The 24,203-nt window shown below is 62.8% G+C and carries 28 protein-coding genes, 3 tRNA genes and 1 pseudogene; 20 read left to right on the top strand and 12 right to left on the bottom strand.

Going from position 1 to position 24,203, the window contains the following annotated elements:
• Window positions 1-163: 163 nt before the first annotated feature.
• A complete protein-coding gene (locus tag KSS90_RS16620; RefSeq protein ID WP_217866455.1) occupies window positions 164-955 on the top strand; it encodes a FecR family protein in 792 nt (263 codons plus the stop codon).
• Window positions 956-1,013: 58 nt separating this feature from the next.
• Here KSS90_RS16620 and KSS90_RS16615 read toward each other — a convergent pair whose 3' ends face one another.
• Entirely contained in the window at window positions 1,014-1,622 is a 609-nt protein-coding gene (locus tag KSS90_RS16615; RefSeq protein ID WP_217866454.1) for a hypothetical protein, read from the bottom strand.
• 156 nt (window positions 1,623-1,778) lie between these two features.
• Between KSS90_RS16615 and KSS90_RS25930 the strand changes: the two are divergent.
• The 8 genes and pseudogenes from KSS90_RS25930 to KSS90_RS16580 form a co-directional block, all read left to right on the top strand.
• A pseudogene (locus KSS90_RS25930) lies at window positions 1,779-1,979 on the top strand (calcium-binding protein); the annotation flags it as partial.
• A gap of 422 nt (window positions 1,980-2,401) precedes the next feature.
• Window positions 2,402-2,563, top strand: coding sequence for a hypothetical protein (locus KSS90_RS16610; RefSeq protein ID WP_217869864.1), 162 nt, complete (start codon window positions 2,402-2,404; stop codon window positions 2,561-2,563).
• 153 nt (window positions 2,564-2,716) lie between these two features.
• Window positions 2,717-3,907: a cupin domain-containing protein gene (locus tag KSS90_RS16605; RefSeq protein WP_225933094.1), complete on the top strand. Its 1,191-nt coding sequence runs from the start codon at window positions 2,717-2,719 to the stop codon at window positions 3,905-3,907.
• 161 nt (window positions 3,908-4,068) lie between these two features.
• Window positions 4,069-4,794 (top strand): DUF3865 domain-containing protein, encoded by a 726-nt coding sequence (locus KSS90_RS16600; RefSeq protein WP_217866452.1) that lies wholly within the window; start codon window positions 4,069-4,071, stop codon window positions 4,792-4,794.
• The gene (locus KSS90_RS16595) at window positions 4,791-5,177 is read left to right on the top strand and encodes a GFA family protein (RefSeq protein ID WP_217866451.1); all 387 of its coding nucleotides are present in this window, start codon (window positions 4,791-4,793) and stop codon (window positions 5,175-5,177) included. Before KSS90_RS16600 ends, KSS90_RS16595 begins: the two co-directional genes overlap by 4 nt.
• Before the next feature lie 41 nt (window positions 5,178-5,218).
• The gene (locus KSS90_RS16590; protein ID WP_217866450.1) at window positions 5,219-6,112 is read left to right on the top strand and encodes an amino acid--tRNA ligase-related protein; all 894 of its coding nucleotides are present in this window, start codon (window positions 5,219-5,221) and stop codon (window positions 6,110-6,112) included.
• Window positions 6,113-6,134: 22 nt separating this feature from the next.
• Window positions 6,135-6,791 (top strand): LysE family translocator, encoded by a 657-nt coding sequence (locus tag KSS90_RS16585; protein ID WP_217866449.1) that lies wholly within the window; start codon window positions 6,135-6,137, stop codon window positions 6,789-6,791.
• A gap of 28 nt (window positions 6,792-6,819) precedes the next feature.
• Entirely contained in the window at window positions 6,820-8,001 is a 1,182-nt protein-coding gene (locus KSS90_RS16580; RefSeq protein WP_217866448.1) for an extracellular solute-binding protein, read from the top strand.
• Window positions 8,002-8,042: 41 nt separating this feature from the next.
• Here KSS90_RS16580 and KSS90_RS16575 read toward each other — a convergent pair whose 3' ends face one another.
• Window positions 8,043-8,507: a nuclear transport factor 2 family protein gene (locus KSS90_RS16575; protein WP_217866447.1), complete on the bottom strand. Its 465-nt coding sequence runs from the start codon at window positions 8,505-8,507 to the stop codon at window positions 8,043-8,045.
• Window positions 8,508-8,675: 168 nt separating this feature from the next.
• Here KSS90_RS16575 and KSS90_RS16570 point away from each other — a divergent pair, with 168 nt between their 5' ends.
• Window positions 8,676-8,867, top strand: coding sequence for a hypothetical protein (locus KSS90_RS16570; protein WP_023631521.1), 192 nt, complete (start codon window positions 8,676-8,678; stop codon window positions 8,865-8,867).
• A 1-nt stretch (window position 8,868) separates the two neighbouring features.
• Here KSS90_RS16570 and KSS90_RS16565 read toward each other — a convergent pair whose 3' ends face one another.
• The 3 genes from KSS90_RS16565 to nhaR all read right to left on the bottom strand — a co-directional run bounded on the left by KSS90_RS16565 (window position 8,869) and on the right by nhaR (window position 11,806).
• Entirely contained in the window at window positions 8,869-9,507 is a 639-nt protein-coding gene (locus KSS90_RS16565; RefSeq protein WP_217866446.1) for a YceH family protein, read from the bottom strand.
• 121 nt (window positions 9,508-9,628) lie between these two features.
• On the bottom strand, window positions 9,629-10,840 hold the full coding sequence (sstT, locus tag KSS90_RS16560) for a serine/threonine transporter SstT (protein ID WP_217866445.1): 1,212 nt from the start codon (window positions 10,838-10,840) through the stop codon (window positions 9,629-9,631).
• Between the two features lie 72 nt (window positions 10,841-10,912).
• The gene (gene nhaR / locus KSS90_RS16555; RefSeq protein ID WP_217866444.1) at window positions 10,913-11,806 is read right to left on the bottom strand and encodes a transcriptional activator NhaR; all 894 of its coding nucleotides are present in this window, start codon (window positions 11,804-11,806) and stop codon (window positions 10,913-10,915) included.
• A gap of 131 nt (window positions 11,807-11,937) precedes the next feature.
• On the opposite strand from nhaR, the gene KSS90_RS16550 reads away from it, so the two are divergent.
• Both KSS90_RS16550 and KSS90_RS16545 read left to right on the top strand, forming a co-directional pair.
• Window positions 11,938-12,177, top strand: coding sequence for a hypothetical protein (locus KSS90_RS16550; protein ID WP_217866443.1), 240 nt, complete (start codon window positions 11,938-11,940; stop codon window positions 12,175-12,177).
• A gap of 15 nt (window positions 12,178-12,192) precedes the next feature.
• A complete protein-coding gene (locus KSS90_RS16545; RefSeq protein ID WP_217866442.1) occupies window positions 12,193-12,945 on the top strand; it encodes a TerC family protein in 753 nt (250 codons plus the stop codon).
• Window positions 12,946-13,042: 97 nt separating this feature from the next.
• Here KSS90_RS16545 and KSS90_RS16540 read toward each other — a convergent pair whose 3' ends face one another.
• Window positions 13,043-13,222 carry a hypothetical protein gene (locus tag KSS90_RS16540; protein WP_081941225.1) on the bottom strand — a complete coding sequence of 60 codons (180 nt, stop codon included), beginning with the start codon at window positions 13,220-13,222 and terminating at the stop codon, window positions 13,043-13,045.
• Between the two features lie 154 nt (window positions 13,223-13,376).
• Between KSS90_RS16540 and KSS90_RS16535 the strand changes: the two genes are divergently transcribed.
• A complete protein-coding gene (locus KSS90_RS16535) occupies window positions 13,377-14,120 on the top strand; it encodes a peptidase C39 family protein (protein WP_217866441.1) in 744 nt (247 codons plus the stop codon).
• A 79-nt stretch (window positions 14,121-14,199) separates the two neighbouring features.
• Here the strand turns inward: KSS90_RS16535 and KSS90_RS16530 are convergent, their stop codons facing one another.
• The gene (locus KSS90_RS16530) at window positions 14,200-15,483 is read right to left on the bottom strand and encodes an NAD(P)/FAD-dependent oxidoreductase (protein WP_046856227.1); all 1,284 of its coding nucleotides are present in this window, start codon (window positions 15,481-15,483) and stop codon (window positions 14,200-14,202) included.
• Window positions 15,484-15,685: 202 nt separating this feature from the next.
• Between KSS90_RS16530 and KSS90_RS16525 the strand changes: the two genes are divergently transcribed.
• The 3 genes from KSS90_RS16525 to KSS90_RS16515 all read left to right on the top strand — a co-directional run bounded on the left by KSS90_RS16525 (window position 15,686) and on the right by KSS90_RS16515 (window position 16,766).
• Window positions 15,686-15,762 (top strand) — tRNA-Val (locus KSS90_RS16525).
• A gap of 202 nt (window positions 15,763-15,964) precedes the next feature.
• Window positions 15,965-16,041: transfer RNA gene (locus KSS90_RS16520), tRNA-Val, on the top strand.
• Between the two features lie 155 nt (window positions 16,042-16,196).
• Window positions 16,197-16,766, top strand: coding sequence for an SPOR domain-containing protein (locus KSS90_RS16515; RefSeq protein WP_217866440.1), 570 nt, complete (start codon window positions 16,197-16,199; stop codon window positions 16,764-16,766).
• Window positions 16,767-16,806: 40 nt separating this feature from the next.
• On the opposite strand, the gene KSS90_RS16510 is transcribed toward KSS90_RS16515, so the two are convergent.
• On the bottom strand, window positions 16,807-17,847 hold the full coding sequence (locus KSS90_RS16510) for a helix-turn-helix domain-containing protein (RefSeq protein WP_217866439.1): 1,041 nt from the start codon (window positions 17,845-17,847) through the stop codon (window positions 16,807-16,809).
• A 135-nt stretch (window positions 17,848-17,982) separates the two neighbouring features.
• Here KSS90_RS16510 and KSS90_RS16505 point away from each other — a divergent pair, with 135 nt between their 5' ends.
• Entirely contained in the window at window positions 17,983-18,804 is an 822-nt protein-coding gene (locus tag KSS90_RS16505; RefSeq protein WP_217866438.1) for a class I SAM-dependent methyltransferase, read from the top strand.
• A 58-nt stretch (window positions 18,805-18,862) separates the two neighbouring features.
• Here KSS90_RS16505 and KSS90_RS16500 read toward each other — a convergent pair whose 3' ends face one another.
• From KSS90_RS16500 to KSS90_RS16485, 4 genes are all read right to left on the bottom strand, one after another.
• Entirely contained in the window at window positions 18,863-19,630 is a 768-nt protein-coding gene (locus tag KSS90_RS16500; protein WP_217866437.1) for an SDR family oxidoreductase, read from the bottom strand.
• A 26-nt stretch (window positions 19,631-19,656) separates the two neighbouring features.
• Window positions 19,657-20,724 carry a phosphotransferase family protein gene (locus KSS90_RS16495; RefSeq protein ID WP_217866436.1) on the bottom strand — a complete coding sequence of 356 codons (1,068 nt, stop codon included), beginning with the start codon at window positions 20,722-20,724 and terminating at the stop codon, window positions 19,657-19,659.
• Window positions 20,725-20,921: 197 nt separating this feature from the next.
• Window positions 20,922-21,239 (bottom strand): SCP2 sterol-binding domain-containing protein, encoded by a 318-nt coding sequence (locus tag KSS90_RS16490; protein WP_023630010.1) that lies wholly within the window; start codon window positions 21,237-21,239, stop codon window positions 20,922-20,924.
• Window positions 21,240-21,293: 54 nt separating this feature from the next.
• Complete coding sequence (locus tag KSS90_RS16485) at window positions 21,294-22,007, bottom strand: histidine phosphatase family protein (protein ID WP_038705820.1); 714 nt, start codon at window positions 22,005-22,007, stop codon at window positions 21,294-21,296.
• A gap of 199 nt (window positions 22,008-22,206) precedes the next feature.
• On the opposite strand from KSS90_RS16485, the gene sohB reads away from it, so the two are divergent.
• The 3 genes from sohB to KSS90_RS16470 all read left to right on the top strand — a co-directional run bounded on the left by sohB (window position 22,207) and on the right by KSS90_RS16470 (window position 24,153).
• Window positions 22,207-23,223: a protease SohB gene (gene sohB / locus KSS90_RS16480; protein WP_217866435.1), complete on the top strand. Its 1,017-nt coding sequence runs from the start codon at window positions 22,207-22,209 to the stop codon at window positions 23,221-23,223.
• Window positions 23,224-23,367: 144 nt separating this feature from the next.
• Window positions 23,368-23,441, top strand: a tRNA-Cys gene (locus KSS90_RS16475).
• Window positions 23,442-23,847: 406 nt separating this feature from the next.
• The gene (locus KSS90_RS16470) at window positions 23,848-24,153 is read left to right on the top strand and encodes a hypothetical protein (RefSeq protein WP_217866434.1); all 306 of its coding nucleotides are present in this window, start codon (window positions 23,848-23,850) and stop codon (window positions 24,151-24,153) included.
• The last annotated feature ends 50 nt before the right edge of the window (window positions 24,154-24,203 follow it).

The raw sequence follows: 24,203 nt of genomic DNA, 5'->3' as shown, positions 1-24,203 counted from the left end.
TCTGCAGGGCGCGTACACCGCGGCTTGTCCTCCAGGCGTGCGCTGCAGGCGCTGTGGCGAGTATCTTGAAAGGCCTGCCCTTGGAGTGGGATGAAGCAACTGGTAGAAAGTAAATGATAAGAATTATCATAAGCGTCTTTCGCCCTCCCCAGAGAGTCGTCGTATGTCTTCAAGCAACCGCGAGCCGGCACTGGACCTGATCCAGAACACTGACGCCGAGCCGCTGGGGACCTGGGGTGGCCGGGTAAAGGTATCGCGGCGTGCATTGCTCGGCGGCCTGACCGCGAGCGCTGCGCTCCTCGCCAGTGGTTATGGCCTGAGCCAGTGCGGCGCGCTGCCAACCCTGCTCAGCGATTGCGCCACTGGTACGGGGCAGCGACGTGGCTGGCGGCTGGCGTCGGGCCTTTCAGTGCTACTGGACAGTCGCAGCGCGCTGGACAGCGTTGGCCGCGCCGTGACCTTGCAACGTGGACGGGTGCTGCTGGAGGTGACGCAGGGCACTGGAGTCAGCCTGCGAACTGCGCAGGTACGCATTCTGCCGGGGCAGGCGGCACGCTTCATCGTTCAGCAACAGGCCGGCGCCACCCTGGTGCAGATGCTCGATGGCGTGGCGTCGGTCGCGTGTGGTTCGACAGCGTCGGTGGCACTTGAAGGCGGTTGGCAGCAGCTGTTCGGCGACAAGGGCAGCACCCCGAGCGTTGCACTGCCGGATGGGGCCGGAGCCTGGACCCACGGACACCTGGTGGCCGAGAGCATGCCCCTGGCCGAGGTGCTGGAGGAGCTCGACAACTATCGCCCCGGCGTGCTCAGGTGCGACCCACGGATCGCGGGATTGCGGGTCAGCAGATCGTTGTCCCTCGACCAGCCGGACGACAGCCTGACGCTGCTGAGCGAAGTGCTGCCGGTCCGGGTCCAGCGGGTGCTGGGGTTCTGGGTCAACGTGGTGCCGGCCTGAGTCCGTCTGTTTCAGCGGCTGGACAGCGTGTGGCCGTGACCTGCAACGCGCCGGTCACTTACTTCACCTGGCCGTTGTACACCACGGTCGCGGCGCCATCCTTCTTGATGGTCAGCTTGTTGCCTTCGGCCAGGCTTTCGACCATTTCCGAACAGCCGTCCACTTCGGCCTTGCCGTCCACGTACTCACCGCTGGTGTCGAAGCTGAAGACATAGGTGGACGCCGGGCAGGCATTGCCGCCTTCGCCCGTGGACACTACCAGCACATATCGGCTCGGGCCGAAGGCGTAGGCTTTTTCGATGGCGACGTAGCCAGTGCCTTCGGTGTCGGCGACGATGGACTCCATGACGTTCATCACGCCTGCCCGAGACTGGTAGTTCAAAGCGGTGCCCAGTTCCATGCTCTGGACGCGGAACGGACCGGCGCCTTCGTCGCTGATCGGCAACGGTTCATAGGCGATGCTCGGCGCCAGCGGCGCGGTGACGGCAGGCTTGGCCAGTATCGCGGCCTGGGGCTGCGGGTTGACGCACTGGCCGCTTTCACAGATGCGCTCACCTTTGCAGTCGATGTCCTTGGCGCATTGGCCGGACACTGCGGTGGCCTGGTCGGCCTTGTCGCAGCCGGCGATGGCCAGGGTGAGAAGGGTGAGGGCAAGCAGTCGCTTCATCAGCGAAGTCCTTTTCATGGATGAGGGCCGCGTAGTATCGCCAATCCGTGGGCGGATGTCGTGGGGCTGTGAATCGACCTAGTTTGTTGACCAACAACTCCGGCCCCAGGTAGCGGTTGATCTGGTCGATATCGTCATTCCCCCAGGCTGCCCAGCGACGCCGCCCCGGCAGGCGGCCAGGACCGCCTGGATATCACGGCGCTGAACATTACCGCGGCGAGCTTTGCCGTCAATGTCAGCATTGCCGATGTGGGCGACGATACGCTGGTCAGTTTCGGTGGGCCCGACTCCATTCGTCTGGTCGGGGTGGCGGATGCGGCCAGTGTGACGGCGGCGGACTTCATCCTCGCGTCCTAAGGACGGCGCGTCGCGCATGCTGCGTGGAAAACAGGCTGGTGCGCCAGCCCGGTCGAATGCTTGTTTGCAAAGCCTGGAACCGGTTTGTAACGCCCATCTTAAACAGTTGCCGATGCCCTGCTGATTCTTAGCTTTTTTTGACGTTTTTCAATGCTGAATCAATGTGTTGAGCACTTTAAAACAAGTCGAAACACTTTCCGCTCTGGTAATTTCCTACGCAAAAGGTAGTTTTTCTCCGACGCCGCCGAACCCCCTTCGACGGCGTGTTTGAAACCACTGTCTGTACTAGCAAGTACAAAAGAAAATGGCCTGATCAAGTTGTCGTGGTGGAGCTGGATGCAACTTCCAAGTTTTGCCGGGGCCATTGTCGTGCCTGTGTGTGCGGGCAACCTTAGTTTGCCAATCATCAAGAAGGAACATGCATGATGACTTTCGAAATGGACATGATGAAAGCTGGTGTACGCCCTGATGCCCTGAAAACCGGTGTTCGTCCGGATGCGCTCAAGGCCGGGGAACGGCCGGATGCCATGAAGGCGGGTGTACGGCCAGACGCGATGAAGGCAGGCGTGCGTCCTGACGCCTGATTGCTGCAAGCGCCGATCACCGGGAACGGCCGGTGATCGGTCACTACAACCGTGATGTGGTTATTCATTGGCGCAAGGGAATGTCTGTCTATGTTTGACGTAAAGTTGTGGGACGGCTTTGACCAGAAGACCGCGAACGGGCGGGCGCCTTACTTGTTTGAGTCGATCTTGCCATTGAATGAAGGCTTTGCCGGGCCGCAAACAGTAGAGCAGGCGTTTTATGCCCTGGCCGAGCAGACGCTGCGCGAAAGTACCGACTGCCGTATTCGGGTATATGATGGCGAGGCGCGCCGGGATGAACTTATCGACCAGGCGTATGAACAGCCTCGTCTCGATAACGAATCGCTGGTCGCCTTCATGCAGCGCCTCACTGGCAAACAACGTTTCAGTCTGGTGATCAACAATCTCGAGCAGGTCAGCCCGCAATTGGCGGCAGACTTCGGTCGCTTCATCCGCTCGTTCTTCGAGTTCCGCGGCATGCCGATTGGCGGCGTGGAACAGGCCGCGTTCTGTGGCAACTATGCCGGCACGGCCTTCGGCATCCATGAAGGTTTCGAGCATGCCTTCCTGTGCCACCTCGGCCCGGGAGTGAAGGATTTCTATTGCTGGACCCGTGAAGAGTACCTGGCCCTCGCCGGCGGGCGTGCCCCGACCTTTGCCGATGCCGGCGCCTACGAGGCGTTGCTCAAGACCGGCAAGCTGTTCGTGCTCAAGCCCGGCGACGTGTTGTATCTGCCTGCCTCGGTCTACCACATTGGCCGGCAGGACCAGTATTCCGTGTCGGTGGCGCTGCCGTTCTATACCTATCCGCTGACCCGGTTTCTCGCTCGCCGGGTGATCCCCGACCTCAGTGAGCAAAGCCTGCCGTTCGATCAGGAAGGCATTTCGGCACTGCAGCCATTCGGTAGCCGCAACCCCCTGCTGTTACCGCTCGGGCAACTGCTCGACGATACATTGCGGCGCTGGAGCGATGCTGCGCTGCCGGAGTACCTCGGTTATCACTGGCACCGCCTGGTCAGCAATGGTGGTTGGGAACTGCCGCGCGCCATCTCGGCCCAGGTGCGCGAGGAACGCCCGTTGCACGAGCCGCTGGCACTCGCGATAGGGCAACGTATTCGCTTGCGCGCGCCGTTCCGCATCAGCCAGCAGGCGGCGTTGGACTGTGCCGTTGGACAGCGGCGGGTCTTCGCTGCCGCGCGTAGCGTGGTGCTCGATGATCCAGACGGTAGCCATGCCGCGTGGCTGGAGCAACTGAACAACCATGACGCCTTGCAGGTGCTTACCGAGCAGCAGCGAACGGTCGGCCAGGCGCTCTCGCGCACAGGTTGCCTGGAAGTGTTCTGAACCGAACCAAGGAGCGTTGAGCATGTACCGAAATTTTCCCAGCCTGGTGGATGATGACCTCGATCAGGCAAGCGCCACCCGCCAGGTGTTCGAGCAAGCGATTGGCCAGGGCCACGCTGTCATCACCGGCCACAGCCTTATCAGCGAACAATTTCGACCCATTGATTGCCCGTGTCTACCAGCAGATCTGGCAGCGGGTCGAGCCGTTGCAACTGAGTGCGGACGAGGCGCGCCTGTACATCGGCGAACTGTCGGTGTTCGCTCGCTACAATTCGACCTTGCTATTGCGGGCGGCCGACACGGTGCGCGGCTTCTGTCCGGAGCTGGCCCAGGAGCTGACGCGCAACTACCTCGAGGAGGGCGGCGAACGCGGCAAGCTGCCGGCACACTATGTGGTGTTCAGTGGCGCGTTGATCGCCGATCTCGGTCTGCGTGTCAACGGCTGGATGCCCAGGGCGGCCTCCACCCGCAGCCTGGTGTCGTTGATCGACGTGCTGGCGTGGTCGCACTGCCCTTCGACCATCCTTGGCATGTACTACGCCACAGAGGCAGTGGCTATCGCCGAGACCCGCCTGCTGCAGGCCATCACCGACCGGCTCGGGGAAGTGCTGGGGCGTGGCTGCGGCGCCGATCTTCCCCGGTTACACGATTACTACCGCATGCACCTGGATGAAGAGCATGCCGCCGCCAACGGCAAGGTAGCGGTGGAGCAGGGGCATCAGGACGGCATAGCCCATTTCATTCGCCAGGCTCCGCTGTTTGGCTTCCTCCAGCCGCAGGTGATCGACGGTTTCCTGCAGATGCTCAACCCCTTCGTCGATCAGTGGGTGGAGCTCAGTGCCATGGTCGACGCGGCTCGCGATGGCAAGGAGCCGGTAGCCCGATGAAAACCACCGTCTACAAAGGCGGCTGCCTGTGCGGTCGCATCCGTTTCGTCGCGACTGGCGTGCCGCGTTTTCCGCATACCTGTTCGTGCAGCATGTGCCAACGCCACTCTGGCAGCTTGACGCTGTGCTGGGTGGAATATGACAAGGACGCCGTGGAGTGGGTGGGCGAGGGCGGCATGCCGGCCCTGTACCGCTCTTCGGAGCACTCGAGCCGGGCATTCTGCCCCACCTGCGGCAGCAGCATCGGTGCCATCGACGACGCGCCCACCGTGGGGCTGTTGCTGGGTTGCTTCGACGCCAAGGGCGACAAGGCGCTGCGCCCGACCTCCCACTCGTTCACATCGTCCCGTCCACGCTGGTGGAAGATCGACCCCCAACCCTGAGCTGACTGCGGGCCGCGCGCGGCCCGCCACAAGGAGTGTGCATGTCCCCCGACACCCATCCGGTGCTCTACAAGGCGCTGATGCTGCGGCGTATCCGCCAGATGCTCGACAGCGCAGGCTACCTCGAGATCATGACCCCCATCCTGCGCCGCTATCCCGGTGATGCCGACCGGCCTCGCCTGCAGTTGAGCGATGGCCGCTGGCTGCGTGAGTCCTCGGCCTTTGCCTTGCGTTGCAACCTGCAATACGCGCCGGCGGTCTACGAACTGGCGGCGTGCTTCCGGCCAGACGCGCTGGATGCCACCCACCTGCCCGAGTTCACCATGCTCGATCTCTATCGCCAGGATGCCAGCCTTGGTGAAATGCTGGACCTGGCTTGCCGGCTGGTGCAAGCCTTCTATCCGGGTCCGATCCAGGTGCTGTCGTTCGCCAGCCACCTGCGTGACGACCTGGGCATCGACCTGTTCGCCGACCCGGCGGCAGGTGATGCGCTGGTGCGAGCTTTCCGCCAGCTGTATGACGAGCCGGATATCTCGCCGCTGTGGTTGATCGACCGCTACATCACCGAGCAGATCGAGCCTTTGTCGCGTGGTTGCTGCATGGTGGTGACCGATTTCCCGCTGCTGCCAGAGGTACGCGCCAGGCGGCGTGACGGCGCTGGCGCGATCGTCGAGCGTTTCGAGATCCTCATCGATTGCGTGGAAGTGGTCCATGGCTATACCGACGAGGACGACCCGGACCGCTTCGAGGCCCAGGCCCGTCACCTGGCGAGTTTCGGCCCTGAGGACGCGATCATGTGCGCCTTGATGCGCGACGGCAGCGTACCGCCGCGCAGCGCCGGTTTCGGCGTCGGGATCGAGCGCTTGTGTCGCATGGGGTTGGGGCTGGACAGCGTCGAGCCGCTGCGCACCTCACTACCGTTCACCGCACCCTAGGCCCGTTCAGCGAGGACTTGCGATGCCGACGCTCGAACAACTGTTACCCATGGCGCTGCTTGCCGCGCTGATCCTGGTGGTGCCGGGGCCTACCAATACCTTGCTGTTCTCGGCTGGCCTGCAGGTCGGCCTGCGTCGCGCCTTGCCCCTGGTCGGTGCGGAGGCCGCAGGCTATGGCCTGTCGATACTGGCCTGGGGCAGTGTCCTGTTGGTGGTTGCGGCCGATCGGCCCTGGCTGCTGAGTGGCATGAAATGGCTGTGCGCGCTGTACCTGCTGTGGCTGGCGATCAAGCTATGGCGTTGTGGCGCGGCACGCCTGGTGGCGGAGCGACGCAGCACGGGGCGTTTCGAGGTGTTCCTGGCGACCTTGCTCAACCCCAAGGCCTTCCTGTTCGCCAGTAGCGTCTTTCCGCTGTCGGCGTTCCAGTCGGTGCAGCAGTTCGCCTGGTTCATGGGCGTGTTCCTGCTGGTGCTGGTCCCGATCGGTAGCCTGTGGACCTGCCTAGGCCACCTGCTGACCTTGCGCAGCGCCTGGTCTATGCATGCTGGCACTTTCCTGCGCACAGCCTCGGTGATGCTCATGCTGTTTTCTGCCTCGATCGCCTACTCCACGCTGGACGGGACCGACGAGCGCGCCGAGCAGGTGGCGCTGGGCCGCATCCTGCTACCCATGGCCTGACCCATGAACCCCGCTAAGGAAGCGCACCATGTTCAAGACGCTGTTCACTGGCCTGCTGGCTGGTGTGTGCAACCTGCTGCTGACCGGACTGGTCAGTGCCGCCGGTAACCTGACCCTGTACAACTGGGAGAGTTACACCAGCCCCGAGCTGCTGGCCAGGTTCGAGCAGGCCCACGGCATCAAGGTGCGGCTGATCGAGTACCGCACCAGTGAAGCGGCGCTGGCCGAGTTGCGCGAGGGCAAGATAGAGGCGGACCTGGCGGTGGTCGCCAGCAACTTTCTGCCCGCCTGGCGCGAGGCGCACCTGTTGCGGCCGAGCGGGGCGGCCAGCCTGGGCAACTTCCGGCATGTCCAGGCCGCCTGGGCCGATCCGCCATTCGACCCACGGCGCGAGCATTCGCTGCCATGGGCATGGGGTGTGGTGGGTGTGACGGTGCATGGCGACCGCTACAGCGGCGATATCGATACCTGGTCAGTGGTCCTGGATCCACCCGCAGCCCTAGTCGGCACCATCAATATCGGTGCCGATCTCAACGAGGTGATCTACGCCGCGGTGCGCTTGCATGGCGGGCGCATGTGCGAGGCCGATCCCGCGCTGATGGCCAAGGTGCGGACGACCTTGCTCAAGGCGAGGCCAGCCTGGAAGGCGCTGGACTATGGCAGCGTGGCAATGATGGCCAGCGGGCATTTCCAGGCGAGTATCGACTGGAACGGCGCGGCCCTGCGCCAGCGCCTGGCCAATGCCCACATCCATTTTGGCCTGCCGCGCGAGGGGACACAGGTGTTCAGCGATAGCCTGGTGCTGCTGGCTCAGGCGCGCAATGTGGAGAATGCGCGGTTGTTCATGGACTTCGTGCTCGAGCCGCGCAATGCCGCGCTCAATTCGACGTTTCACGGCTATGCCACAGGCATCGAAGGCGCCGATGCTTTTCTGCCCGAGCACCTGAAGACAGCGCCCGAACTGAATATCCCCCAGGCGGTGCTGGATAACGCCGAGTTCACCTTGGCCTGCCCGCCTGCGGTACAGGCGCGCTACGCCAGCCTATGGGAGGAGTTGCAGCGCTGGCCGGCAAGCGCTGCGGTGAGGAGGGCGTACTGCTCGACGAAGCAATCCGCCTTGCCCGCCGACATCGTTGTACTTTCGAGGGTGAAACTCTGCTTTGCTTCCAGCAGACGTTGGCGGATGAAGTCGGCGGTTTCCCAAACCTGAAACGGGGCCGTCGAGCGGCCCCGCAGATCCGGTGTTGGTCTTCAGAAGCCGAAGTCGCTCAGGCCCGGGTGATCGTCCGGACGGCGTCCCAGTGGCCAGCGGAACTTGCGCTCGGCTTCGCTGATGGGTTGTTCGTTGATGCTGGCGTGGCGATTGCGCATCAGGCCGTCCTCGGCGAACTCCCAGTTCTCGTTGCCATAGGCGCGGTACCACTGGCCGCTGTCGTCGCGGTACTCATAGGCGTAGCGCACGGCGATGCGGTTGTCGGTGAAGGCCCAGAGCTCCTTGATCAGGCGGTATTCGAGCTCGCGGTTCCACTTGCGGGTGAGGAAGGCCTGGGCCTCCTCGCGGCTGTTGCAGAATTCAGCGCGATTGCGCCAGCGGGTGTCGGTGGTGTATGCCAGGGCCACCTTGGCCGCGTCGCGGCTGTTCCAGCCGTCTTCGGCAAGACGGACTTTCTCGATGGCGGTTTCACGGGTGAACGGCGGCAGTGGGGGGCGGGACATCGTGGTCAATCCTCAAGTTCGGTGGGCTTGGTTCGCAGGATCGAGATTAGTCCGTTCGGTTGGCGGGGAGAATCGGTGCTCTCGGCACTTCATAATTACTATTTGAGGAACAATCCCCCGCCTGGCCCGGCTGTCTATAGTTACCCCAGACATTTGCTGGAGCCCGCCATGACCCTGATCAGCCGCGAACCCTGGTGGCTCGTCCCGCCCAAGCCCGGACAGACCGAGCAGGACCTGCACTGGGGCTACCTGGAAATCTACGCCGACGGCCGCACCGTGTTCGTCGACCAGCGCCCCAGTGAGCGGGAGCTGGCCGAACGCAAGAGCTGCCGTAACTTCCCCGACGCCGAAAAGCCCTGAGTCAACCTTCGAGCTGCGCCAGGCGCGTCTCCAGCGCCGCCACCCGTGCTTCCAGTGCCTCGATGCGCTCGTCCGCCGCGCTGGCGCGCGTGCCGCCTTCTTGCTGGCGGGCTGCGAGAATCGCCTCGATCTCGGCCGGGTCGCCCAAAGCGTGGGTGTAGCGGTCTTCGCGCTGGCCGGCCTGGCGCGGCAGGTGCAAGGCCAGGCCACGCGAGACCAGGCGCTCGAGCTGGTGCTGGACCTGATCGACATCCTCGAATTCATGCAGGCGGTTGCTGCGGGTCAGCAGTTCGCTGAGGGTCTGTGGGCCACGCAGGAACATCAAGCCCATCAGCACCAACTGCGCCGGTACCAGCTCCAGGCCCTTGTCCACCCGCTGTTCCCAGCGGTCGGCGCGGCTGCCCATCTGCAGGCGGGCCATCTCCTGGTTCTCCAGGGCGCGCAGGGCCTGCCCGACCTGGCCGGGGGAGAGGTTCATGACGGGTTCACGGCTGGTCTTCTGGTTGCAGGCCAGGACCAGGGCATTGAGGGTCAGAGGGTAGGTTTCCGGGCTGGTGGCCTGTTTCTCGATCAGCGAGCCGAGCACGCGGATCTCGATGCTGTTGAAACGGCCTTCGCGGGTGCTTTCGTGTTCTGACATGGCCCTGTCTCATTGCGAGGAAAAGGCCACTAGCCTAGGTAAAGCGCCGGGCTTAAGCAATCTATCGCGGCTCAAGCCGGCTCCCACCGGGTGTGGGGCAGGCTTGAGCCGCGACGGGGCTTCAGGCGCTGCGCCGCTCCATGGCCTGGCAGGCCGCGGCGGTGAACAGCACGTCGGTCGAGGAGTTCAGGGCGGTCTCGGCCGAATCCTGCAGCACGCCGATGATGAAGCCGACCGCCACCACCTGCATGGCGATTTCGCTGGGGATGCCGAACAGGCTGCAGGCCAGCGGGATCAGCAGCAGCGAGCCACCGGCCACGCCCGAGGCACCGCAGGCGCAGACCGCCGCCACCACACTGAGCAGCACCGCGGTCGGCAGGTCCACCGGGATACCCAAAGTGTGGACGGCGGCCAGGGTGAGCACAGTGATGGTGATCGCCGCGCCGGCCATGTTGATGGTCGCGCCCAGTGGGATCGATACCGAATAGGTGTCCTCATGCAGGCCGAGTTTTTCCGACAGCGCCAGGTTGACCGGGATGTTGGCCGCCGAGCTGCGGGTGAAGAACGCGGTAATGCCGCTTTCTCGCAGGCACAGCAGGGTCAGCGGGTACGGGTTGCGGCGGATCTTCCAGAACACGATCAGCGGGTTCATCACCAGCGCCACGAACAGCATGCAGCCGATCAGCACGCCCAGCAGGTGCAGGTAGCCGAGCAGCGCGTCCAGGCCCGACTGCGCCAGGGTGGCGCTGACCAGGCCGAAGATGCCCAGCGGGGCGAAGCGGATCACCACGCGCACGATCAGGGTCACGCCGTTGGACAGGTCCTCGACCACGGTGCGGGTGGTGTCATTGGCATGGCGCAGGGCCACGCCCAGGCCGATGGCCCAGGTCAGCACGCCGATGAAGTTGGCGTTGAGCAGTGCGTTGACTGGGTTGTCCACGGCGCTGAGCAGCAGGTTCTGCATCACTTCGGCGATGCCGCCAGGAGCGCTGAGTGCGGCCTCGCCCGTGGTCAGTGCCAGGTTGGACGGGAACAGCATGCTCGCCACCACAGCCACCACTGCCGCGGCGAAGGTGCCCAGCAGGTACAGCCAGAGGATCGGGCGGATGTGGGTTTCCTGGCCATGGCGGTGGTTGGCGATCGAAGCCATCACCAGGATGAACACCAGGATCGGTGCCACGGCCTTCAGGGCGCTGACGAAGACCTTGCCGAGGAACCCCAGGTCGCGGGCCACGGAGGGGGCGAGCAAGGCCAGGGCGATGCCGGCCACCAGGCCGATGCAGATCTGCGTCACCAGGCCGGTGCGATTGATGAGGCGAAGGATGGGGGTCATGTGCAGCGCAATCCAGTTACGTGAAAGGGCGCGACTTTATCACAGTCCTTGCTGGCCCCTGTAGGCGCAGGGTTACCAGTGGAACAACTCCCGCCGCGCACCCTCGGTGATCGCCAGGATCCCCGGGTGCTTGACCTTGCGCTCCACCGAAATGGCGTAGAACGACTCGTTCACCGCCTCGGTCTGGCCGATCAGGCGCACGCTGTACTGGCGGCAGACTTCCTCGGCGATCACGCTGGGGGCGACGAAGATGCCGCTGCCCGACTGGCCGAAGGCCTGCATCAATGCGCTGTCGTCGAATTCGCCGACGATGCGCGGCTGCACCTGCTGCTCGGCCAGCCAGCGCAGCAGACGGCTGCGCAGCACGGTTTCCTGGCCGGGGATCAACAGCGGCGCGTCGTCCAGGCAGGCGGGAAAGGGCTGCTTCAGGCGTTCGGCCAGGGAGGGTGTGGCAAAGAAGCTCAGGCCGCATTCGCCGAGTTTCTGGCTGTAGCCCTTGATGTCCAAGTGGTTGGGCATGGGGCTGTCGGAGATCACCAGGTCCAGGCGCTGGATTGCCAGATCCGCCAGCAAGCGTTCGAGTTTGTCCTCGCGGCAGCTGATGCGCAGTACCTCGTCCAGCTCCATGGTCGGCGCCAGCAGGCGGTAGACGATGGACTTGGGCACCACGTCGGCCACGCCCACGCGAAACAGGATCTGCTCTTGCGGCCCCGCGCGCAGCATGGCCTCCAGTTCGCCGCCGATCTGGAACATCTGCTCGGCGTAGGCCAGGGCCTGGCGCCCGGTCTCGGTCAGTTCCAGCTGGCGTCCTACGCGTTGGAACAGTTCCAGGTTCCAGGTCTGCTCGAACAGGCTGATCTGGCCGCTGATGGTTTGCGGGGTGAGGTTGAGCTGTTCGCTGGCGCGGGCGATGCTGCCAGTCTTGGCCACCGCCCAGAAATAGTGGAGCTGGCGATAGTTGAGCATGCCTGTCTCGATTCGGAAAAACCGAAGTATACACGCTGAAAATACGAATTTTCCGGATGTTTCAGCCTCTCTAGAATGCCACCCCATCAGGCGCATGGCGCGCCGCCCGGAATTCGACAAGCGAGGACCTCATGCTACAACTCAAATCCATTGGCACACCGCTGGTGTTGGTACTGGCCCTGTTCGCCATGTCCGGTTGCGACCAGGCCGAGAAATCCGCTCAGCAGATGCTCGACCAAGCCGCCGAGACCGCCAAGCAGGCCATCGACAAGACCAACGACGCCGCCCAGCAGGCCTTGAGCGACGCCATCGGCAGCGATGGCGAGAAAGCCAAGGCCGAAGACGACAAGAAAGACACCCAGGACATCTGAGAGCAGGACTGACCAATGGAATATTTGCTGGAACTCGCCGCAAGCCCCACCGCCTGGGTTGCCCTCGCCACCCTGGTAGCTATGGAAGTCGTGCTGGGCATCGACAACCTGATCTTCATCTCCATCCTCACCAACAAGCTGCCCGAAGCCTATCGTTCCAAGGCGCGGCGCATCGGTATCAGCATGGCTTTGATCATGCGCCTGGCGCTGCTCAGCACCGTGGCCTGGATCGTCCAGCTGACCGAGCCTGTGGTCGAGGTGTTCGGCCACACGTTCTCGTGGAAGGACATGATCCTCATCGCCGGTGGTCTGTTCCTGCTGTGGAAGGCGACCAAGGAGATTCATGAAAGCGTCGACCCACATGGCGCCAAGGAAGAGTCCAAGGCCGGCAACGCCGTGACCATCGGCTTCACCGCGGCGATCTTCCAGATCCTGCTGCTGGACATCGTCTTCTCGATCGACAGCATCATCACCGCCGTGGGCATGACCGAGCACCTGCCGATCATGATCATCGCCGTGATCAGCGCCGTCATCGTGATGCTGGTGGCCGCCGACCCGCTGGCCAAGTTCATCAACGACAACCCGACCGTGGTGATGCTGGCCCTGGGCTTCCTGATCATGATCGGCATGACCCTGATCGCCGAAGGCTTTGGTGCCCATGTGCCGAAAGGCTACGTGTACGCCGCCATGGCGTTCTCGACTGCGATCGAGATTCTCAATATCCTGGCGCGTCGGGCGCGTTTGAAGCGTGAGGCTGCCGAGGGCTGACCTGGCGTGAAACCATCGCGGGGCAAGCCCGCTCCCACAAAGAACATGTCTTGTGGGAGCGGGCTTGCCCCGCGATGCGTTTCAGGAAAGCTTCAGCTCAATGTGCTCCGGCATGCCGACGCGCACGGCGCACAGGTTGCGGTTTGACCAAGGCTTGAGGGGGCAGGTGATGTGGGTGTGCATGCCGGCGCACGATGCGCAGTACACCCCAGAGCATGGCGGCCGCGACGCTCAGCCACATGCCGACCAGCATTAGAATTGCCATTGTCAGGCTCATGTGTGCCTCCTTCTCTCCGGCGAGCCAGGCTCGCCATCCAGACACTGCTTTAGTCTAGCCTGTAGCCTGTGACGTTCCATTGACCGAAGGTCTAGTACTTGGGTTGTTTCGTTCCAAGCCCGCATCGGGCTATACCCGAAGCCGCCCGCGCCCTATGATCGGCACTCATGGCCGGGCACCGCCTGCCTGGCGCTGGATCATGCGAGTGTCCATGTTGCAGAAACTCATCACGTCCCGGGCCCTTGGCCCACGTCGCCTGCTGGCCGCCTGCCTGGTGGCGGCTACGTTGTCGGGTTGCGCCAGCGCGCCACCGGCCGCGCTCAAGGGCCTGCCACAGCGGGTCGAGATCAGCAGCGTTCCTTTCTACGGCGGTAAAGCCAACCACAGTGGCGCGATGGCCCTGGCCGCCGTGTTGTCGCAGCAGGGCGCACCGATCACGCCTGGCCTGCTCGACAAGCCGTTGGGCCTGCCTGCCGCCGCCGAATCCCTGGAAACCGGCATTCCTCGGGTTGCCCGTGAATACGGCAGAGTCGTCTACCCGCTGGACAAACATTTGGATGCCTTGCTCGCCCAAGTGGCGGCCGGTTACCCGGTGCTGCTGCGTTATCAGGAAGGTTCGGCGTGGTGGAGCGAGCCGCGCTATGCGGTGCTGATCGGCTATGACCGCTACAAGCAGCGGGTATTGCTGCGCTCGGGCATGCATCGGCGCCAGTTGATGGCCTTCGATGATTTCGAGTCGGCGTGGGCCAAGGAGGGGAACTGGGCGGTGTTGCTGCAATCGCCACGGCAACTTCCGGCCCAGGTGGATCGCCAGCGCTGGCTGCAGGCGGCGGATGAACTGGCCCGTTCGGGGCAGGAGATCGCGGCGAAGCAGGCTGTCACCAGCTTGGGGCGCTGAGGCTGAAATGATCGCGGGGCAAGCCCGCTCCCACAAGATTGGCCTTGTGGGAGCGGGCTTGCCCCGCGATGGCTTTACATCAGAAGCCCAGGCGATCGCGCAGGCTGTAGTACCAGGCACCGATGGCGCTGAACGGCACACGCAGCATCTGGCCGCCCGGGAACGGGTAGTGCGGCAGGCCGGCGAACGCGTCGAAGCGTTCGGCCTGGCCGCGCAGGGCTTCGGCCAGCACCTTGCCCGCCAGGTGGGTGTAGGTGACGCCGTGGCCCGAGCAACCCTGCGAGTAGTAGATGTTGTCGCCGATGCGGCCGACCTGCGGCAGGCGCGACAGGGTCAGCAGGAAGTTGCCGGTCCAGGCGTAGTCGATCTTGACGTCCTTGAGCTGCGGGAAGGCCTTGAGCATCTTCGGACGGATGATCGCCTCGATGTTCGCCGGATCACGCGCACCGTATACCACGCCACCGCCGAAGATCAGGCGCTTGTCGCTGGTCAGGCGGTAATAGTCGAGCAGGTAGTTGCAGTCCTCGACGCAGTAGTCCTGCGGCAGCAGGGTGCGGGCCAGTTCCTCGCCCAGCGGCTCGGTGGTGATCACCTGGGTGCCGCAGGGCATCGACTTGGCAGCCAACTCCGGTACCAGGTTGCCCAGATAGGCATTGCCGGCGACGATGATGAACTTGGCGCGCACCTTGCCTTGCGGGGTATGTACCACCGGGTTGGCGCCACGTTCGATGCGTACGGCCGGGGTTTGCTCATAAATGATGCCGCCCAGCGACTCGACCGCGGCGGCTTCGCCTAGGGCCAGGTTCAGCGGGTGGATATGGCCGCCGCTCATGTCGAGCATGCCGCCTATATAGCTGTCGCAGGCCACCACTTCACGGATGCGCTTCTGGTCCATCAGCTCCAGCTGGTTGTGGCCGAAGCGTTCCCACAGGCGTTTTTGCGATTCCAGGTGGCCCATCTGCTTGCTGGTCAGCGCTGCGAACACGCCGCCGTCCTTCAGGTCGCACTGGATGTCGTACTTGGCCACGCGCTCACGGATGATGCGCCCGCCCTCGAAGGCCATCTGGCCGAGCAGTTGCGCCTGCTTGGGGCCGACGGTGCGCTCGATGACATCGATGTCACGGCTATAGCTGTTGACGATCTGACCACCGTTGCGGCCCGAGGCGCCGAAACCGACCTTGGCGGCCTCGACGATGCTCACCTTGAAGCCGTTCTCCAGCAGGAACAGGGCGCTGGACAGGCCGGTGTAGCCGGCACCGATGATGCATACATCGGTTTCCACCTCACCCTGCAGCGCCGGACGTGGCGGCACCGGGTTGGCCGAGGCGGCGTAGTAGGACTGGGGGTAGGGGGTGTTTGCCATGCTCGAGGAACCTCGTGTTTTATATTTTTAACGAATGTACCGATGCTATCAATAATAATAAACACCCGCTAGTCGTCCGGTGAAAATCCTTTACGCCCCCCTGGACCTCGGCCTTTCTATAAATAGTTTAAGATTCAGTAGCTTAGCGTGAAAAAAACAGTTGACAGGGTATCTGGATCGCGTAGAATGCGCCCCACACGACAGGCACATAGCTCAGTTGGTTAGAGCACCACCTTGACATGGTGGGGGTCGTTGGTTCGAGTCCAATTGTGCCTACCAAATCAGAAGAGGGCGATCCGCAAGGATCGCCCTTTTTGCTTTTGGTCGCTTCCAGCGGGCGAGCCGCATGCGAGATCGGCCGGTGAAGGCCTTGTCCGCAGGTCGCCGGGATGGCTCCGATGAATTTCGCAAAGTTTTTGATTTTTTTGAAAAAAACGCTTTACAGGTGCGCAGTTGATCACTAATATGCGCCCCACACGACAGGCACATAGCTCAGTTGGTTAGAGCACCACCTTGACATGGTGGGGGTCGTTGGTTCGAGTCCAATTGTGCCTACCAAATCAGAAGAGGGCGATCCGTAAGGATCGCCCTTTTTGCTTTCCGCCGTTCCATGGCCGCCGACACACGTTGCAACTTTCCACCTTCGCCTCATCCCTGCGGTCGAGCGGTTCGCTCATGCTAGAATCCGCCCCTTCGAATCTGGAGGTACAGGCGTGCGCAAACTGGCGGTGGTAATGGCGGTGTTGGCCCTGGCGGGCTGTAACAACGAGGTCGAAGGCGTGCATAAGCAGGTGGCCGAACACCTGAACAACCCCAAGACGGCCAAGTTCGCCAACGTGCGCTTCGATACCCAGGGCTCCATCTGCGGCCAGGTGCGCGGCAAGGATGACGCCGGTCAGTACGAGGCTTATCGCAGCTACGTGGCGATCAAGCACGACGGTCAGTACGAGATCCTCATCGACGAAACCGGCAACAACCTGCGTATCCGCGAAGTCTGCGGTGGCGCCGACCTACAGCGCCGCGCCGAGGCGCTGGCCGACCAGCCGGCGCCGGAAGGCTGGGATGTCGAGGTGATCCAAGGGCCGAACATGGGCGCCCTGACCGACATGACCGCACGCCTGATCGAAAAGGGCATCCCATCCTGGGTCGAGTACCGCGACGGCAAGCCGGTGGTGCTGATGGGGCCGTTCCCGGTCAAGGCCGATGCCGATGCGCGCAAGGCCGAGGTGATGGCCAAGCTGGGCACCGACTCGATCGTCATCCAACACGGCGTCAAGCGCTGACTCTCATGCGCGCCTGCCCAGCTTCGAGCCTGGGCAGGTATCAGGTGGCGCGCGGGCTTGCCTCGCGTTCGGAACCGATGTCCTCGAACACGCTGATCAGATGTTCGGGTTGCCCATCGGCGCGGCGCTCCAGCGAGGTGCGTGCCCGCACCCAGAGGTAGTGCCCGTCCTTGTGGCGCACACGTTTCTGCACCTCGTATCGCTCGATTTCGCCGGCCAGCATGCGTCGCAGTAGCGCCAGGTTGTCCGGCAGGTCGTCGGGGTGGGTGAGTTGCTGGAACGTCGTGCCGTACAGCTCGTCCTCTCGGTAACCCAGCAGTTCGCAAAGGCTGCCGTTGACCCGCTGCCAGCTGCCATCCGGGTCGATGTAGGCGAGCGCCCCCCAGGCCAGTTCGAAGATGGTGCGAAAGCGCGCCTCGCTCTGGCGCAACTCCTCTTCGGCCACCTTGCGCTCAGTGTTGTCCATGCTGATGCCGACCATCTTCACCGGGCGCCCGGCACTGTCGCTGAGCACCGTGGCGCGTGAGGCGATCCAGCGTTGGTCGCCGTCGGGGCGGGTGATGCGAAAGTCGCACTCGCAGCCGGTGCCGTCGGCCACGGCCTGGGCATACATGCCCTGCATATGGCTGGCGTCCTCGGGGTGGATGTGTTCCCAGAAGTCCTCGTTGCGCCGTAGTGGCCAGCCATACACCGCCTCGACGTTGGGCGAGTAAGTCACTTCGTCGGTGACCAGGTTCCATTCCCAGGTGACGATGCGCGCACCCTCCTGGGCTAGCTTCATGCGCGTCTCGCTCTCCATGATCTCGGCGGTGTAGCGGCGACGCACGTCGGTCATCGGCAGCTCGACTACCTCGGCCTGCTGCACGCTGTGCAGGGCCTCTTCGCCATAGCGCAGCCAGATCCAGTTAACCTTGAGCAGGTCGGCCAGCTTGCGCAGGTTGGCGTAGTCGATCTCGCCACCGCGGGTCCATTTGTGTACCGCCGTGCGCGAGATCCCCAAGGCCGTGCCCACCGCCTGCAGGGTCAGCTTGTGGTGTTCGAGCAGTTCCTTGAGGCGAAAGGCGAAGCTGTTTTCCGTCATGGGTGCTGGATCCTTGGGCGTGGACGAGGCGGTCAGTATACCTGAGCTGTCAACTTCAGGTTGACAGCGCGGTTGCCGCAACCGACGGCGCCGGTTAACGTGGCGCCTGAGCCATAAAGGACAGGGATGCACAGCATGAGCCGATCACTGGAACTCAATCGCGCCAGTTGGGATGAGCGGGCGCCGCTGCACGCCGCTTCGAAGGACTACGAGGTCGAACGCTTTGTCGCCGAATCCGGCCATCTGTCCGAGGTAGTGCGTTTCGACCTGCCGCGCCTGGGCGATATCCATGGCCTGCGCGCTGCGCACCTGCAATGCCATATCGGTACCGACACCTTGTCGCTGGCGCGCCTGGGCGCGGATGTTTGCGGCCTGGACTTCTCTGCCGCCTCGCTGGCCCAGGCGCGTGACCTGGCCGAACGTTGCGGCGCTGGTATCGCCTATGTCGAAGCGGACGTCTACCAGGCAGCACAGGTGCTGCCTGTCGGTAGTTTCGATCTGGTCTACACCGGCATCGGCGCGTTGTGCTGGCTGCCGAGCATCGAGCGCTGGGCGCAGGCGGTGGCGGCATTGCTCAAACCGGGCGGGCGTCTGTTCCTACGCGATGGCCACCCGATGCTGATGGCGGTCAACGAAGATTACGAGGACCGTTTGCAACTGGAGTATCCGTACTTCGAGCGCGAGGCGCCGACCGTGTGGATCAGCGACCAGACCTACGTCGACACCGAGCAGGCCCTGACGCAGACCGAAACCCATGAGTGGAACCATGGCCTCGGCGAGGTGATCACCGCGCTGTTGCGCAACGGCCTGCGCATCACCGGCCTGGAAGAGCACCAGAGCATCCCCTGGGAGGCGTTGCCTGGGCAGATGGCGTTGGGTGATGACGGCGAGTGGCGCCTGATCGAGGCGCCCTGGCGATTGCCGTTGAGCTACACGTTGCAGGCGATAAAGGTCTAGACAGCAGGCTTTGTGGGAGCGCGCCCGCTCCCGCATGCCAGTCAGGCCTGGTGTACCGTCACGACAGGAACCCGCCGTCCACATTGAGCGCGGTGCCGGTGGTATAGCTGGAGGCGTCGCTGGCCAGGTACAGCACCGCCCCGGCCATCTCGCTCGGGTCGGCCACGCGCTTGAGCGGGATCTGCTGCAACGCGGCATTGCGGATGCTGTCGTTCTTCACCAGCGCCGAGGCGAACTTGGTGTCGGTCAGGCCCGGCAGCAGGGCGTTGCAGCGGATGCCGAACTGCGCGCACTCCTTGGCAAACACCTTGGTCATGTTGATCACGGCCGCCTTGGTCACCGAGTAGATGCCCTGGAACAGCCCTGGCGAGACACCGTTGATCGAGGCCACGTTGATGATGCTGCCGCCACCGTTCTCGCGCATCAGCTTGCCGGCTTCCACCGACATGAAGAAGTAACCGCGGATATTGACGTCGACGGTCTTCTGGAAAGCGCCCAGGTCGGTATCCAGCACGTTGCAGAACTGCGGGTTGGTGGCGGCATTGTTGACCAGGATGTCGAGGCGCCCGAACTGCTCGCGGATGCCGGCGAACACCTGTTGGATCTGCTCCATCTCACCGATATGGCAGGCCACCGCGGTGGCCTTGCCGCCGGCGGCTACGATCGCCTCGGCCACCTGCTGGCAGCCGTCAAGTTTGCGGCTGGAGACGATCACATGGGCGCCCTGCTGGGCCAGCAGGTGGGCGATGGCTTCACCGATGCCACGGCTGGCACCGGAAACGAAGGCGATCTTGCCGTCGAGGTCGAACAGGTGGGTCTTGGACATTCGGGTATTCCTTATTGTGGGCCGGGTTACAGGCTGGATTTGCCGATCAGTTGCAAGCTCATGTGCTCCAGCAGCTTGTTCATGTGGATGAACTGGGCGAAGCGTTTGTCCTGGGTCTGGCCGTGGAAGAAGCGGTAGTAGATCTGCTGGACGATGCCGGCCAGGCGGAACAGGCCGTAGCAGTAATAGAAGTCGAAATTGTCGATGCGAATGCCGGCGCGTTCGGCGTAGTAGTCGACAAACTGCTGGCGGGTCAGCATGCCCGGAGCATTGCTCGGCTGGCGACGCATCAGCTGTACTGGCGCAGGGTCGCTGGCTTCGATCCAGTAGGCCAGGCTGTTGCCCAGGTCCATCAGCGGATCGCCGATGGTGGCCATTTCCCAGTCCAGCACGCCGATGATGCGCATCGGGTTGGCGCTGTCGAGGATGACATTGTCGAAACGGTAGTCGTTATGCACGATGCCCGGACGCGGGTGGTCAGCGGGCATCTTCTCGCGCAGCCAGGCGATCACCTGTTCCCAGCGCGGTGCGTCGGGGGTCAGGGCTTTTTCATAGCGGCTGGCCCAGCCTTCGATCTGGCGCTGCACATAACCTTCCGGCTTGCCCAGGTCTGCCAGACCGCATGCCTGGTAGTCCACCTGGTGCAGCTCGACCAGGCGATCGATGAAGCTTTTGCACAGCGCCTCGGTGCGGCCGGCGTCCAGGTCGAGTTCGGCGGGGATGTCCGAGCGCAGGATGATGCCGTTGACCCGCTCCATCACGTAGAACTCGCCGCCGATCAGCGCTTCATCGGTGCAATGCACGAAGGCCTTGGGGCAATAGGGGAAACCGGCATTGAGCTGATTGAGAATGCGGAACTCGCGGCCCATGTCGTGGGCCGACTTGGCCTTGTGGCCGAATGGCGGGCGGCGCAGGACGAATTCCCTATCCGGGTAGGCCACCAGGTAGGTCAGGTTCGAGGCGCCACCGGGAAACTGGCTGATGGTCGGGCTGCCCTGCAGGCCAGGTATATGACCCTTGAGGTACGGATCGATGACGGCCGCGTCGAGTTCTTCGCCGGGGCGTACCTGGGTGGACTGGTCGGTGAGCGTCATGCGATTTCCTTATGATCGATAGCAAGGACTATTGGCTAATCTAATTTCCTGTCAAAGCTGGTACAAGCGTGCCAGACACTTATTGGCCTGGGTGTTGCCGGTCGATCAATGGCCCTGATGAACGGGCTTTGCGCGGGCGAAAAAAAACCGAAGCGCATCAGGCTTCGGTTTTTTTCATTCGCGATCTACCGCGCCAGTCAGGCCGGGAACAGCTCGCTGAGCTTCATCGACAGCATCATGTCGCCTTCGACGCGCAGCTTGCCGCCCATGAAGGCCTGCATGCCGTCGGTGTCACCGCTGACGATGCCCTTGAGGGTTTCGCTGTCCATTACCAGGGTGCAGTTGGCGTCGGCGTTCTCGCCTTCCTGGATCTCGCAGGTACCGTCCTTGACCAGCAGGGCGTAGTGCTTGTCTTCGTCGGTGATGTTGAAGCCGAACACCAGGTCCAGGCCGGCGGCAGCTGCAGGGTTGAATTTTGCCTTCATTGCCTCGACGGCTTTAGCTACATCGCTCATGGTGTATTCCTTGTTAAGTGATATTCGCGTCCGCAAGGACACAACAGACCGGGCTCATCGGTAGGTGACGAGCTCCGGCAACCGCAACAGCCGCACATGGGCTTGGCTGTTGAAGGAAGCCAAGGTGACGTCGCGGCCACGGAATTTCAGGTGGCTGAGCGACGTGTTGATGATCTGCCAGTTCAGGGTGAACGCCTGAGCCGGCGTGATTCCGCTTACCAGGTGGAGCAGGGCGGCGATGGTGCCGCCGGAGGTGAACAGGGCGATGTTGTCGCCGCTGGCGGCGCTGTCGAGCAGGCGCTCCAGGCCATCGCCGACTCGGCCAGTGAAGGACTGCCAGGTTTCCAGGCGGTCGTCGTGGTCGTGGTCGCCGTCGTGCCAGCGCTGCACCATTAGCGCGAACAGGCGCTGGAACTCGCTACGGTGCTGGGCACCGTTGCGCAGCACATGCAGGGCTTCAGGTTCTTCAGGCAGCAGGCGCGGGAGCAGGGCGCGGATCACGCCGTCGGCGTCGAACTCGTTGAAGGCCGCATCGGTCTCAATGGCCGGGACGGGGTTGCCATGGGCATGCAGCGCGTCCAGGGCCAGGCGGGCGGTGTCCTGCTGGCGACGCAAAGTGCCGGCCACGCAGCGGTCCAGGCGCAGACCCAGTTGGGCGAGGTGTTCACCCAGTGCCTGGCTCTGACGTTCGCCCACAGGCGACAGCACGTCGTAGTCGGCGGCGCCGAAGGAGGCTTGGCCATGTCGGATCAGGTAGAGATTGCCCACGTTGAAGTCCGGCCCGGTTGGAGGTTGCTGCGAGGTTAGGTTGCCCCAGGCGGGCTGTCAACGAAAAAACATACAAGCGTTTGAAAAGGTCGTTTGAACTGTGTTGCCAGCATTTTCACCCGCTGGCAGCGGCTCTGGCGCCCCGGTATGCTTGCATCCAGTTCGCGCCGTTGCGGCGCTGGTTTATCAAGGAGTCAATGTGGAGTTTCTTGCCGAATACGCAAGCTTTCTCGCCAAAACCGCCACCCTGGTGATCGCCATCCTGGTGGTGCTGTCGGCCATCGCCGGCCTGCGTGGCAAAGGGCGGCGCAAGCCGGGCGGGCAACTGCAGGTCACCCGCCTCAACGAGTTCTACAAGGAACTGCGCGAGCGCCTGGAGTCGGGCCTGCTCGACAAGGCCCAACTCAAGGCTGTGCGCAAGCAGCAGGCCAAGGCGGAAAAACAGCAGAAGAAAAAGCCTGAGGACAAGCGCCGGGTGTTCGTCCTCGATTTCGACGGCGACATCAAGGCCTCGGCCACCGAGAGCCTGCGCAACGAAATCACCGCGCTGCTGACCCTCGCCACCCCGCGTGACGAGGTGGTATTGCGCTTGGAGAGCGGCGGCGGCCTGGTGCATAGCTACGGCCTGGCGGCCTCGCAACTGGCGCGTATCCGTGAGGCGGGAATCCCGCTGACCATCTGCATCGACAAGGTCGCCGCCAGCGGCGGCTACATGATGGCCTGCATTGGCGAGAAGATCGTCAGTGCACCGTTCGCCGTGCTGGGGTCGATCGGCGTGGTGGCGCAGATGCCCAATATCAACCGCCTGCTGAAGAAGCACGACATCGATTTTGAGGTGCTCACAGCCGGTGAGTACAAGCGCACCCTGACCGTGTTCGGCGAGAACACCGACAAGGGCCGGGAGAAGTTCCAGGAAGACCTGGACATCACTCACCAGCTGTTCAAGGACTTCGTCGCCCGTTACCGCCCACAGTTGCACATCGACGAGGTGGCGACCGGCGAGGTCTGGCTCGGCATTGCCGCGCTCAATCGCCAATTGGTCGACGAACTGGGCACCAGCGACGAGTACCTGAGCCGCAGCGCCCGCGAAGCTAATGTGTTCCACCTGCGTTTCGCCGAGCGCAAGAGCTTACAGGAGCGTATCGGCATGGCTGCCAGTGGCGCGGTCGAGAACACCTTGGTCGGCTTGTGGAGCAAACTCGGGCGCCTGCGCTAACACCTTGAACCCCTTGAAGATTTTTTTCTTCAAGGGGGTTGCAAGGTCCATAGAATGCCGACATAATGGCGTCCATCGAAACGCAGCTTGCTTGAAAAAGTTAAGCAGTTTCAAGGAGATAGCGAAAGCTGGCTCCGAATTTGAGGCCGAGTAGCAAAGTGGTTATGCTCCGGATTGCAAATCCGTCTACGCCGGTTCGATTCCGACCTCGGCCTCCACTATTCGAAAGCCCCGCAGATCTAGGTCTGCGGGGTTTTTCTTTGTGCGCAGGAAACCTCCGAAGTCCCAAAACAAATTACACGCAGTCCTAAAACTGGATCACTTGGAAGGCTTGGCGATCGCGCCGGCTCGACGGTAAACGCGCTCGGTGATTCCCTCTTTCGAGTGGGCCAATCATGGAACTAATCGCCGTACAGTCCTTTATCTGACAGAAGCGAAAACCCCAAAAAATACTGGTTGCATATACAGTATTTGAGTGGCATTATTGCTCTTGCCCTGCCGTCAAGCGGTGGGCCCTCTCTCAAGAGCTACGAGCTCTCGAAGGTCGCGAGCCTCTGGTTATCGCCACTGAGCGACATGAAAGCGAAATTTTTCGCTAAATCATTCGATTAAAGGTAGATAGCTATGAATCAACTTAAAGCTGGCCAAAAATTCATTAACCTGCCCGGTTTTGATGACTATGTTCGCCCGATTGTGTTGCCTTCAAACAATCCAACCGGCATCGTTATCCGCACTTGCTACATCTACGGCGGGCGTTTGCTCACTGGCTCTGTCATTCCGACTCAGCCAACACTGAATAATGTACCGACCATCTGGGTAGCGGATGGGATGATCCCTTATGAGATTGTCATTCCAGCGGGCATGGGGCTTTGGTATGCGCCGGGCAACTCTAACTCCAGATTTTTCGCTACCTACGACGTACTGAGCTGATTCTACTCCCTGGTTTGCTCATGGATGAGGAAGGAAAAGGGATGGGTCAG

This window comes from Pseudomonas maumuensis (genome assembly GCF_019139675.1).
Lineage (GTDB): Bacteria > Pseudomonadota > Gammaproteobacteria > Pseudomonadales > Pseudomonadaceae > Aquipseudomonas > Aquipseudomonas maumuensis.
This window is presented reverse-complemented; position numbering and strand designations above follow the sequence as displayed.

Excerpts from the sequence above, each read along its gene's own strand:
- KSS90_RS16620 (WP_217866455.1), top strand. The coding sequence starts at position 164 with ATGTCTTCAAGCAACCGCGAGCCGGCACTGGACCTGATCCAGAACACT.
- KSS90_RS16615 (WP_217866454.1), bottom strand. The coding sequence starts at position 1,622 with ATGAAGCGACTGCTTGCCCTCACCCTTCTCACCCTGGCCATCGCCGGC.
- KSS90_RS16610 (WP_217869864.1), top strand. The coding sequence starts at position 2,402 with ATGATGACTTTCGAAATGGACATGATGAAAGCTGGTGTACGCCCTGAT.
- KSS90_RS16595 (WP_217866451.1), top strand. The coding sequence starts at position 4,791 with ATGAAAACCACCGTCTACAAAGGCGGCTGCCTGTGCGGTCGCATCCGT.
- KSS90_RS16590 (WP_217866450.1), top strand. The coding sequence starts at position 5,219 with ATGTCCCCCGACACCCATCCGGTGCTCTACAAGGCGCTGATGCTGCGG.
- KSS90_RS16585 (WP_217866449.1), top strand. The coding sequence starts at position 6,135 with ATGCCGACGCTCGAACAACTGTTACCCATGGCGCTGCTTGCCGCGCTG.
- KSS90_RS16580 (WP_217866448.1), top strand. The coding sequence starts at position 6,820 with ATGTTCAAGACGCTGTTCACTGGCCTGCTGGCTGGTGTGTGCAACCTG.
- KSS90_RS16575 (WP_217866447.1), bottom strand. The coding sequence starts at position 8,507 with ATGTCCCGCCCCCCACTGCCGCCGTTCACCCGTGAAACCGCCATCGAG.
- KSS90_RS16570 (WP_023631521.1), top strand. The coding sequence starts at position 8,676 with ATGACCCTGATCAGCCGCGAACCCTGGTGGCTCGTCCCGCCCAAGCCC.
- KSS90_RS16565 (WP_217866446.1), bottom strand. The coding sequence starts at position 9,507 with ATGTCAGAACACGAAAGCACCCGCGAAGGCCGTTTCAACAGCATCGAG.
- sstT (WP_217866445.1), bottom strand. The coding sequence starts at position 10,840 with ATGACCCCCATCCTTCGCCTCATCAATCGCACCGGCCTGGTGACGCAG.
- nhaR (WP_217866444.1), bottom strand. The coding sequence starts at position 11,806 with ATGCTCAACTATCGCCAGCTCCACTATTTCTGGGCGGTGGCCAAGACT.
- KSS90_RS16550 (WP_217866443.1), top strand. The coding sequence starts at position 11,938 with ATGCTACAACTCAAATCCATTGGCACACCGCTGGTGTTGGTACTGGCC.
- KSS90_RS16545 (WP_217866442.1), top strand. The coding sequence starts at position 12,193 with ATGGAATATTTGCTGGAACTCGCCGCAAGCCCCACCGCCTGGGTTGCC.
- KSS90_RS16540 (WP_081941225.1), bottom strand. The coding sequence starts at position 13,222 with ATGAGCCTGACAATGGCAATTCTAATGCTGGTCGGCATGTGGCTGAGC.
- KSS90_RS16535 (WP_217866441.1), top strand. The coding sequence starts at position 13,377 with ATGATCGGCACTCATGGCCGGGCACCGCCTGCCTGGCGCTGGATCATG.
- KSS90_RS16530 (WP_046856227.1), bottom strand. The coding sequence starts at position 15,483 with ATGGCAAACACCCCCTACCCCCAGTCCTACTACGCCGCCTCGGCCAAC.
- KSS90_RS16510 (WP_217866439.1), bottom strand. The coding sequence starts at position 17,847 with ATGACGGAAAACAGCTTCGCCTTTCGCCTCAAGGAACTGCTCGAACAC.
- KSS90_RS16505 (WP_217866438.1), top strand. The coding sequence starts at position 17,983 with ATGAGCCGATCACTGGAACTCAATCGCGCCAGTTGGGATGAGCGGGCG.
- KSS90_RS16500 (WP_217866437.1), bottom strand. The coding sequence starts at position 19,630 with ATGTCCAAGACCCACCTGTTCGACCTCGACGGCAAGATCGCCTTCGTT.
- KSS90_RS16495 (WP_217866436.1), bottom strand. The coding sequence starts at position 20,724 with ATGACGCTCACCGACCAGTCCACCCAGGTACGCCCCGGCGAAGAACTC.
- KSS90_RS16490 (WP_023630010.1), bottom strand. The coding sequence starts at position 21,239 with ATGAGCGATGTAGCTAAAGCCGTCGAGGCAATGAAGGCAAAATTCAAC.
- KSS90_RS16470 (WP_217866434.1), top strand. The coding sequence starts at position 23,848 with ATGAATCAACTTAAAGCTGGCCAAAAATTCATTAACCTGCCCGGTTTT.